Annotated in this window: 10 protein-coding genes and 2 pseudogenes; 4 read left to right on the top strand and 8 right to left on the bottom strand. The window is 62.6% G+C overall.

Going from position 1 to position 10325, the window contains the following annotated elements:
• The 4 genes and pseudogenes from Q427_RS05045 to fliR all read left to right on the top strand — a co-directional run.
• The coding region (locus Q427_RS05045) for a flagellar biosynthetic protein FliO (protein ID WP_043511606.1) at positions 1-180 on the top strand (180 nt) is incomplete at its 5' end.
• Positions 181-269: 89 nt separating this feature from the next.
• Positions 270-972: pseudogene (gene fliP, locus Q427_RS05050) on the top strand (flagellar type III secretion system pore protein FliP).
• Positions 973-1021: 49 nt separating this feature from the next.
• A complete protein-coding gene (gene fliQ, locus Q427_RS05055) occupies positions 1022-1291 on the top strand; it encodes a flagellar biosynthesis protein FliQ (RefSeq protein WP_043511609.1) in 270 nt (89 codons plus the stop codon).
• A gap of 7 nt (positions 1292-1298) precedes the next feature.
• Positions 1299-2093 (top strand): flagellar biosynthetic protein FliR, encoded by a 795-nt coding sequence (gene fliR, locus Q427_RS05060; protein WP_043511613.1) that lies wholly within the window; start codon positions 1299-1301, stop codon positions 2091-2093.
• A gap of 313 nt (positions 2094-2406) precedes the next feature.
• Here fliR and flgL read toward each other — a convergent pair whose 3' ends face one another.
• The 8 genes and pseudogenes from flgL to Q427_RS05095 all read right to left on the bottom strand — a co-directional run.
• Positions 2407-3699, bottom strand: coding sequence for a flagellar hook-associated protein FlgL (gene flgL, locus Q427_RS05065; protein WP_043511616.1), 1293 nt, complete (start codon positions 3697-3699; stop codon positions 2407-2409).
• Between the two features lie 20 nt (positions 3700-3719).
• Positions 3720-5618 (bottom strand): flagellar hook-associated protein FlgK, encoded by a 1899-nt coding sequence (gene flgK / locus Q427_RS05070; RefSeq protein WP_043511617.1) that lies wholly within the window; start codon positions 5616-5618, stop codon positions 3720-3722.
• Between the two features lie 283 nt (positions 5619-5901).
• Positions 5902-6855 carry a flagellar assembly peptidoglycan hydrolase FlgJ gene (flgJ, locus tag Q427_RS05075; RefSeq protein WP_331280546.1) on the bottom strand — a complete coding sequence of 318 codons (954 nt, stop codon included), beginning with the start codon at positions 6853-6855 and terminating at the stop codon, positions 5902-5904.
• Positions 6855-7034: a hypothetical protein gene (locus Q427_RS36015; RefSeq protein ID WP_331280547.1), complete on the bottom strand. Its 180-nt coding sequence runs from the start codon at positions 7032-7034 to the stop codon at positions 6855-6857. The genes flgJ and Q427_RS36015 overlap by 1 nt, the downstream gene beginning before the upstream one ends.
• Positions 7034-8127 (bottom strand): annotated as a pseudogene (locus Q427_RS05080) (flagellar basal body P-ring protein FlgI). Before Q427_RS05080 ends, Q427_RS36015 begins: the two are co-directional and overlap by 1 nt.
• Before the next feature lie 83 nt (positions 8128-8210).
• Positions 8211-8876, bottom strand: coding sequence for a flagellar basal body L-ring protein FlgH (locus tag Q427_RS05085; protein ID WP_331280548.1), 666 nt, complete (start codon positions 8874-8876; stop codon positions 8211-8213).
• A gap of 86 nt (positions 8877-8962) precedes the next feature.
• Entirely contained in the window at positions 8963-9745 is a 783-nt protein-coding gene (gene flgG / locus Q427_RS05090; protein WP_043511622.1) for a flagellar basal-body rod protein FlgG, read from the bottom strand.
• Between the two features lie 67 nt (positions 9746-9812).
• On the bottom strand, positions 9813-10325 hold a 513-nt coding region (locus Q427_RS05095), incomplete at its 5' end, for a flagellar basal body rod protein FlgF (RefSeq protein ID WP_043511625.1).

Below are 10325 nucleotides of genomic sequence, written 5' to 3' on the forward strand. Positions count from 1 at the left end.
ACCTGGCTGGTCCTCGGCGKGGGGGAGGCCGAGATCAACAAGCTGCATGAGCTGGCGGCACCCGAGCGTGCCCGCGAGCCCGAAAGCGTCGAACTGCAGGGAGAGCGTTTTGCCACCCGCTTCGCCCGTGCCCTGAAGCAGAACGCCGGACTGGGGGGCCCCGGCCGGGGAGCGTCATGATTCACCCAGCACTGCCCGATCTCCTGCGAAAAGCCCGGCCCACGACCCAGCACAAGGCCCTGCTTGCCCTGCTGGGGACTTGCCTGCTGATGGCCATGCCGCTCACGGCGGTCGCCCAGCAGCTTCCCGGTATCGTCAGTCAGCCGCTGGAGGATGGCGGCCAGCAGTGGTCGATCCAGCTGCAGACCCTGCTGCTGCTCAGCGCCATGGCCTTCCTGCCGGCAGCACTGCTGATGATGACCGGCTTCACCCGTATCATCATCGTGCTGAGCCTGCTGCGTACCGCCATGGGTACCCAGGCGACACCGCCCAACCAGGTACTGCTCGGCCTGGCGCTTTTCCTGACCTTCTTCGTCATGTCGCCGGTGTTTTCCATCGTCTATGAAACGGCCTGGGTACCGCTCACCGGCGACGAGATCAATTTCGACGAGTTCCTGCTGCTGGCACAGCAGCCGTTTCGCGAGTTCATGCTGGCCCAGACCCGGGAGCCCGACCTGGCCCTGTTCGCCCGGCTGGCGGAAATCGGCCCCATGCAGGGACCAGAGGATGTGCCGCTGCGGATCCTGGTGCCGGCGTTCGTGACCAGTGAACTGAAGACGGCGTTCCAGATCGGCTTCACCATCTTCATCCCCTTTTTGATCATTGACCTGGTGGTGGCCAGTACCTGATGTCGCTGGGCATGATGATGGTGCCGCCGGCCACGATCTCCCTGCCTTCAAGCTGATGCTGTTCGTCCTGGTGGACGGCTGGCAGCTGATCATCGGCTCGCTGGCGGAAAGTTTCTATATTTAGCGGCCATCAATACTTGGGTCGACACGCAGGTGTCGGCAAGGAGCAAAGAATGACACCGGAAATGGTAATGGGCACCGCCTACCAGGGGATGCGCGTCACGCTCCTCCTGGCCGGCCCACTGTTGATCACCGCACTGCTGACCGGCCTGACCGTGAGTCTCTTCCAGGCCGCCACCCAGATCAACGAGATGACCCTCTCGTTCATCCCCAAGATCCTGGGCGTCTTTACCGTACTGGTATTCGCCGGCCCCTGGCTGCTGAAGCTGATCACCGATTTCACCCGAAACCTGTTCACCAGCATCCCCAGCATGTTGATGTGAGACCGCCATGGTCGAGGTGACCTTTGCCCAGCTGCACGGCTGGCTGGTAATTCTGTTCTGGCCCTTCGTGCGGATTACCTCCTTCCTGGTTGCCTCGCCGCTCTGGGGTCACTCCAGCGTGCCCAACCAGGCCAAGATCGGCCTGGCATTCCTCGTTACCCTGGTCATCGCCCCGGTGCTGCCCGCCATGCCCGACGTACCGATCGTCTCCTGGGCCGGCTTCGGCCTGATGGTGGAGCAGATGCTGATCGGCATCGCCATCGGCCTGGTCATGCACGTGGTATTCGCCGTGGTGCAGGCCGCGGGGGAGTTCATCGGCCTGCAGATGGGGCTGGCCTTCGCCACCTTCTTCGATACCGGCAGCGGCACCAACACCATGATCCTGTCGCGGATCTTCTTCATGATCACGCTGCTGATGTTCCTGGCCCTGGGCGGCCACCTGATGGTGCTGGAAGCACTGGCCACCAGCTTCCACAGCCTGCCGATCGGCATCGGCACCTTCAACCCGGCCGCCTTCGAGATGCTGGTGCGCTACGGCGGCACTATCTTCGTTGCCGGCATGTCGCTGGCCCTGCCCCTGGTCGGCTCACTGCTGATCATCAACCTGGCCATGGGCATCCTCAACCGCTCGGCGCCGCAGTTGACGGTCTTCAATATCGGCTTCCCGACCTCGCTAACCGTAGGCCTGACCCTGTTGATGGTGCTGATGACCGACATGGGCCGCTTCCTCCAGCGCCTGTTCAGCAACGGGCTGCAGTTCATGTACCAGCTAATTGATATGCTGGCCCCGCTGGGCACCTGATTCACTTGCCTCGCGACGCAGAGTCGGAGCGTCGAACCGAGCGCTCCAAAAGCGATTCTCTCCACCCACGGTGCACACCCTCTTGTTGGAGGAAGCTTCAGCTCACGACTGGAGGCTGAAAGCCTCCCGGCGGTGTTGCAACGTTCGCGACCATCACCGACGTTCCAATCTCCCTCAAACCACCCTTCCGCTATGCAGCCTGCGCAGAACCAAAGTGTAAAGAACCAAAAAAACCGCCCAGGCAAGCCGGGGCGGCAAAAAAGACCGGGGCCAACGCCCGGTCTTCAGGGAACATGACATCAGGACATGAGGATTACAGGAAGTTGAATAGCGACAAGCCCTTCACATCGACAAAGGCCTTCTGGGCCGCCTGCAGGCCGACCTGGCGCAGGCTGTACTCGGCAATGGCCTCGTTGTAGTCCAGGTCCACCAGGTCGGAGAGCGTCTTGTCGTAGTTCATCATGCGATTGCTGCCTACGGCGTCGACCACATCCAGCTCGTTGAGGCGCGCCCCCATGGAGGCCCGCACGGTGAGGACGTTGTCGAGGCTGTTATCCATCTCACGCATGACGGAGCTGATCGTATTGCGGAAGTGGGCGCGATTCTCGGGCTGGCCTTGCTGGTCCATCTCCAGCACGTCGATGGCGTCCTTCAGCGACTTGAACAGGTCCTGGTTGGCGCCTTCGGCATTGGCGGGACGCAGCTGGATCTGATCGCCATCCTCGGATTCGCCTTCCAGCGTAATGCTGATACCGCCGAAGCTGACGCTCTTGCCCGATTCGTAGGCCTCATCCGTGACTATCGCTGTCCGATCACCGTTTTCCTCGACAACGCTAACGGTAAACACCGGTTCGCCAGCGCCATTGGTGCCGAACTCAAGCTCGAACGGCTTGCCGAAATGTTCGTTATCGGGATCGACGCGGCTAGGCCCAGTGAAGGCGACAGTACCTTCGTTACGCAAATGGTCCTGCTGGGTGCCGACACTGATGTCCCCGGGTGATGACTGCTCGGCCCTGGCCACGTAACCGGCCCCGCTGGGCACGCTCTGGAAGATCGCCTTGCCGTTATCGGCCACCGGCAGCAGGCGCGAGGCATCGATGCGCTGCTCTCGGGTATTATCGTCGCCCTTATACTCAGTGCCCTGAACGCCTTCACCCGCGGTGCGGGCAAAAGGCGGCGCATCATCGCGATAACCGCCGAACAGGTAGCGACCATTGCCGTCGGTGGCGTTGGCCTGGCCGATCAAGGTCTCGTAGATGCCCCGCAGCTCGCTTGCCACCGACTGGCGGTCGACATCGCTCAGGGTATCGCTTGCGGCCTGGACCAGCAGCGTCTTGGCGCTGGTCACCGCATCGCTGACGCTGTTGAGGACGCTTTCCGCCTGTGACAGCGAGTTTCGGGCGGAGACCCGGGCATCGGCGAACTGCTGGGTGATGGCCTTGGCCTGGGAGACGCCCACGGCCCGCGACGAGGCCTGCGGGTCGTCCGAGGGATTGACCACCCGGCGTCCGCTGGCGATCTGCTGACCGACCTTGAGGAAGTCGCCCTGCTGACGGTTCATGGACGAGACGCTCTGCTCGAACATGGTGACGGTGCTGATACGCATCGCGCTGGACTCCCTTCGAATCAGTTACGCAGGCCGAGGATGGTATCGAAGACCGTGGAAGCGGTATCGATCACCCGGGCATTGGCGGAATAGAACTGCTGGTAGCGGATCAGGTTGGCCGCCTCTTCATCCAGGTTGACCCCGGACTCGGACTGCTGAACCGCCTTCAGCTGTGCGGTGAGGCCTTGGCGGGCCTCGAGGTTGACCTTGACGATATTGGTCTGGTTGCCTACGTCGCTGACCATGCCGCCGTAGGCCTGGCTGAGTGACGACCGCCCCGCCACCAGCGACTGGCTCTGCAGGTTCTGCAGCGCCAGGGCATTGCGGTTATCGCCGGTGCCGGAAGCCGATTCACGCAGGGTGAAGCTGGCTTCAGAGTCAGGCAGCTTGTTTATGGTGAAACTCACCCCATCGATTGCCAGCACGTCTCCGGCCGCCACCTGATCGGTTGTCGGATCAAAAGGCTCGCCATTTCTCAGCACATCAGCGGTCGTATCAAGGTCGCCATCACTGCTCAGTGTCAGTGTATACCCCCCCTCCGGCATAGCTTGAAGGGATCCTGCTTCAGCGCGAACGGCGCTGACAGCCAGACTCCCGCTGGTTTCGACGAAACTCCCCGCCGCAATCTTGTCCAGATCGATGATCTGCGACTCCATATTGGCCGTGGCACGACGCACCGGCTGCACCTCGAAGCGGTCGCCATTCTGGGGAAGCTCAGAAAACGTCAGGCTGATACCGCCAAAGCCCAGCGTGCCATTTCCTGCGTCCCACTCGATCTGATCGGCAGCTAGTTGCTGGCCATTGTCCTTGCGAGTCACCTGCGGATCGCCAGCATTATCAAAGCGCACCGTATAGTCGGTCGCACGCAGCTGGTCGATATTCGCTGCATCGAAGCTGGTGGCCACGATCTCCGCCTCGCCGGTATTGCGCGGATAGGAGTAGGCCTGGGGCTGACCAATACTTAAGAAATCCTCGCCCTGATTGCCATCGAGGTCCTGGCCAAGGCGGTGTTGCTCATTGAACCCCGTCACCAGGGAGACGGCCAGCTGACCGATCTGGTTCTGGGTCTTGTCCAGGGTCTCGGCGCGGAAGGTCATCAGGCCGCCCAGGGTGCCGCCCTTGATGGTGTCTTCGGGCATTGCCACCAGGTTGCCGCCGGAGTCCCGATAGCCCAGCACGGTGCGCTGCGGGTCGTTGGGTGCATCCATCGCTTCGAGACGGTAGTGGTTGGTGCCGGCCACCAGGGGCTGCCCGTTGGGCAGGCTGATGTTGTAGGACTTGCCGTCCTGAATGTTCAGCCGGATATCCATGCGCTCGCTGAGCTCATGAACCAGCTGGTCGCGCTGGTTGAGCAGACTGTTGGGCGCCTCGCCACTGCGCGCACGGGCCAGGGCGATCTCGCGATTGAGGGTCGCCATCTGCTCGGTCATGTTGTTGATCTGGGTGACTTCGTCACTGATCTGGCCGTTGATGCCCTCCTGCATGTCCTGCAGGTAGCCATCGAAGGCACGGAACTGGGCGGCCAGGGTATTGGCCGTACCCAGCACGCCTTGGCGCGCGGCGGGATCGGACGGGGCAGCAGCCAGGTCCTCCAGGGAGGAGAAGAAGTTCTGCATCAGCGGTGCCAGCCCCGCCTCCCTGTCGGCGAGCAGGTTGTCGATCTGACTAATCTGGTTCTCGTAGGTGGCAAGCGCACTCGACGAGCTGGTCGCAGCGTTCAACTGCGAGGCCACGAACTGGCTGAACTGACGCTGGATATCGTTGACCTGAACCCCACCCGCGGTAGCGCCCTGCTGGCCAAGAATCGTCAGCTCACGATTGTAGCCCGGCGTATAGACGTTGCTGATGTTGTTGCTGGTGGTATTCAGCGCATTCTGAGCGGCATTCAGGCCGCTGAGACCGATAGAGAACATGCTCATGGTGTTGTTTCCTTATCGCCAATGCTCGAATTATCGGCCTTTACACGCAAAACTTTAGGGAAACACTGTACATATGCCTGCACGAGCGCATCGCTGCGTTGCGCGGTGCTGGTGCGCCAGCCCGGTCGAAATCCTCACATATACCCCATATGCTCCGGTTGACTCGTAGCCTTCGGCTTCTCGCCCCTCCGGGGCCAGCCTACGGCTGTTTGTCGCTTCGCTCGGTTCTGTGCTCCGTGCGCTTCATCTCGCTCGGCAATTTGTTCAGCGCTTCCTTAGTACTTCAGTAGCTGAAGAAGACCAGCGAGTCGTTGCTACGCTGGGCGACCTGCGGCCCCATGGTGTTCATGATCGAAATCAGCTTGTCGGCATAGGCCGGGTCGGTGGCATAACCACCCGCCTGCAGTGCCCTGGCCGCCTGTTCGGCACTGCCCGCCTTGGTCACCGCGGCATAGCGCGGGTTGTTGCCGATCAGGTTGGCATAGTCGGTGAAGGCCTCCTCGAAGGAGCCATAGACCCGGAAGGAGTCGACGATCCGGGTTCGCTTGCCGTTGATGTATTCGTGGGTCGTGACATCCGTGGTGGGGCCACGCCAACTGCTGCCGGCCTTGATGCCGAAGAGGTTATGGCTGTTGCTGCCGTCGGCCCTGGCGATCTCGTGACGCCCCCAGCCGGTTTCCAGTGCTGCCTGGGCCAGGATCAATTCGGCCGGCACGCCGGTGCGCCGACTTGCCGCCTGGGCGGGTGCAGTGAGCTTATCCATGAAGCGGGCGACATGTTCGCCGCTCTGTCCACGGCTACGTGATTCGGCAGCACTGGCAGCAGGCACCGTGGTATTACGCAGCGACTCCGTTCCCGCCGCTGCCGACGTTGCAGGCAAGGCGTCCACGGCACTCATGAAGCCGCCACGGGCAGTCTCCAGCTCGTCGAGGAAACTGGCGGGCGGCGCTTCGGTCATGCTGTCGACACGGCTCTCGCCGTCTTTCTCATCCTCGACCCCATCCTCCTCGGCAGGCTGCAGTGCATCCTTGAGGACACGTGGCGTACCGCGAGGAATGCCGGCAATCAGCTCGTTGAGCTCACGATCGACTTCCTGCGCCTGGCGACCCGCCCCGACTCCCTGACTCTGCAGCTGGGCAACCAGATGATCGGCCAGGCCAATGCCGCGGCCGGCCATGGTCTGTGCCCACTGCTGATCGAGCATCGACTGGTAGAACTCGGTCTGCTCGCTGTCCATCAGCCGGTGGTAGGGGTGGCGTCGCGCATGCTCTTGAGCATCATCTGCAGGAACAGCGCCTCGAACTGCTGGGCGGCGCCCTTCAGGCCAGCGGCCTCATCGTTGCGCGCCGTGTGCTTGAGCCGCTCCAGGCCCTGGACATCGAGGGCGAACTGGCTGCTGAAATCCTGGATGCTCATCAGATGATCTCCAGATCGGCACGCAACGAGCCTGAGGCCTTGAGCGCCTCGAGGATCGACATCAGGTCGCTGGGCGTGGCACCCAGTGCATTCAGGGCATTGACGACGTCCACCAGGTCGGCCCCCTCGACAACTCGCAGGTAGCGTCCTGCTCCTGGATTTCAATCTCGGTATCCGGCACCACCACGGTCTCGCCGTCGCCGAACGGGGGCGGCTGGCTGACCAGGAAGCGCGTATCGATCACGATGGAGAGGTTGCCATGGGCCACGGCGGCACGGCGCAGGGTAACCGCGCTGTTCATCACCACCGACCCGGTGCGGGCATTGAAGACCACCTTGGCCGGCGCCTCCATGGGCGTGATCCGGATATTCTCGACCTGGGCCATGAAGTTGACCCGGGAATTGTCATTCATGGGGCCGTCCAGGGCGATGACCCGAGAATTGCGGGCAGCGGCCACCGGACGACCAAACTCGCTGTTGATAGCGTTGACCACACGCTGGGCGGTACCGAAGTCGGCCTGCTTGAGCTCGAGTTCCAGCAGCCCCGCTTCGGCGCCCAGATTCAGCGGAACTTCCCGCTCCACCATGGCACCCCCGGGGATGCGTCCCCCTGCCAACTGGTTGACCTGCACGGCGGCCCCGCCGGCGGCAGCACCCATGCCGCCCACCAGCAGGTTGCCCTGGGCGATGGCGTAGGTATCACCATCAGCACCCTTGAGCGGTGTCATCAACAAGGTACCGCCACGCAGACTGCGGGCATTGCCGATGGAGGAAACATTGATATCCAGCCGTTGGCCGGGGCGCGAGAATGGCGGCAGATCGGCGGTTATCATGACCGCGGCCACGTTGCGCAGCTGCATGTTGGTTCCCGGCGGTACGGTGATGCCGAGCTGGGACAGCATGTTGGTAAGGCTCTGTCCGGTGAAGGGTGCCTGCATGGTCTGGTCGCCGGTACCGTCCAGCCCGACCACCAGGCCATAGCCCACCAGCACGTTGTCGCGCACGCCGGCAAAATTGGCAATCTCGCGAATCCGTTCCGCCTGGACCGGCAATGCCAACAAACCGGCCAACAGCAGCAGCACCAGCTTCGCCATCACCCGGCCTGCATGGCGCCGGGCGAACAACATGGAGAGCGTCTTGAAGAGTGGCATGGGTGCGCCTCGGTATTCGATCATCATTAGAAGGGCGATATATTGAGGAAGAATCGCTGCAGCCAACCCATATGCTGCGCCTCATGGATATAGCCACTGCCCACGTATTCGATACGCGCGTCCGCCACCGCCGTGGAGGGCACAGTATTCTGGCCGGTGATGGTGCGCGGATTGACCACCCCGGAGAAACGAATGAACTCGACCCCCTGGTTGATGGCGATCTGCTTCTCGCCGCGCACCCGCAGGTTGCCGTTATGCATCACCTCGAGTACCGACACGGTGATGGTACCGGTCATGCTGTTGCTGGCCTGGGAGCCGCCACCGCCGTTGAAGCTGCTGTTGCCGGACAGGTTGCCGGATAGGTCGATGCCTTGCTCGGCCAGGCGCTCCAGGACATCAGGCAGCGCTGAAATGTCGAGCCCTGCCGAGCCGCTGCGGTCCATGTTGGACTGGGCGTTCTTATTGGCACTGACCTGTTCATCCAGCACGATGGTGAGGATATCGCCGATCATGCGCGGCCGCCGATCCTCGAACAGCGGCTGGGAGCCGCGATGTGCCTGGTAGATCGAGCCGTTGGCCATGCGAGGTGGCGGTTCCATGATGGCGATCTGCTCCTGCTCCCCGACCACGGAAGCGCGGGGAACCTGGGCGCAGCCGCCCAGGACCAGCGCCGCCAGGGCGAGGAGGACCATGGCCAACCTCGATATCGAATAACCCGCGCCTTTCATGCTTGCTCGCTTCCCATGGCAGGGAGTGGAAATCGTCATGCCGTCGTCGATCAGAGCTGGCTCAACCGGGACAGCATCTCATCGCTGGTCTGGACGGCACGGCTATTGATCTCGTAGGCCCGCTGGGTCTGGATCATGCTGACCATCTCCTCCACCACGTTGACGTTGGAGGTTTCCACATAGCCCTGGAACAGGCGGCCGGCACCGTTCATGCCCGGCATGGTCTCGTTACGGGGCCCGGAAGACGTTGTCTCCCGATAGAGGTTGCCGCCGACGCTCTCAAGCCCGGTCGCGTTGACGAAGGTCGAGACAGTGATCTGTCCAACTTCCATCGCCTGGTTGTCGCCCGGCTGGGTCACCGAGACGATGCCGTCCTCGCCGATGGAGACCGACAGGGTCGACGGCGGCAGGATGATGGCCGGCTCCAGCGGGTAGCCATTGGCGTTCACCATCTGGCCGTTCTCATTGAGCTGGAAGCTGCCGTCACGGGTGTAGGCCGTAGAACCATCCGGCATCAGCACCTGGAAGAAGCCGTTACCATTGATCGCCAGGTCGCGAGAATTCCCGGTCTGTTCGAGCCCGCCCTGGGTGTGCAGGCGCTCGGTGGCAACCGGGCGAACACCGGAGCCCACCTGCATGCCTGAAGGCAGACGGTTCTGCACGTCGTTCTGTGCCCCGGGCTGACGCAGGTTCTGGTAGAGCAGATCCTCGAACACTGCGCGTGAGCGCTTGAAGCCATTGGTGCTGACGTTGGCCAGGTTGTTGGAGATGACGTCCAGCTTGACTTGCTGAGATTCCAGGCCGGTCTTGGCCGTCCATAGTGACTTGATCATATTCGTTTCCTCGGGCACCGCTGGTTAAGTGCCTAGCTGTCAGGCCATCAGCCTGAATAGAGAGCCATCAGCCCTGGATAGAAAGCAGGTTATTGGCCCGCTGGGCATTTTCATCAGCGGTGCTGATCACCTTCATCTGCATTTCATAGCGCCGCGCCACGTCGATCATCGAGACCATCGCCTCGATGGCGCTGACGTTGCTGCCCTCGAGAGCGCCGCTGGCGACCCTGGCATTCTCGTCGGCGGGCAGCGCGGCCACTTCGCCATCGGCATTGGGCGCCGGACGAAAGAGACCGTCATCGCCACGCAGCAACGCCTGTTCCGGCGTGACCAGCTTGATACGCCCCATATCCACCAGCGCTTCGGGGGTTTCCCCTTCGCCGTAGCCGCTGAGGGTACCGTCGGCACCTACCGATATGCTGGAACCCAGCGGCACGATGATGGGCCCGCCGTCACCGATGACCGGCCGCCCCACCAGGGTGACCAGGCCGTCGCCATCGACCTGCAGGTCACCCCGGCGGGTGTAGGCCTCGGCGCCGTCGTCACCCTGCACGGCGATCCAGGCGTCGCCTTCCAGCGC

The sequence above is a fragment of the Halomonas sp. BC04 genome, from assembly GCF_000568385.1.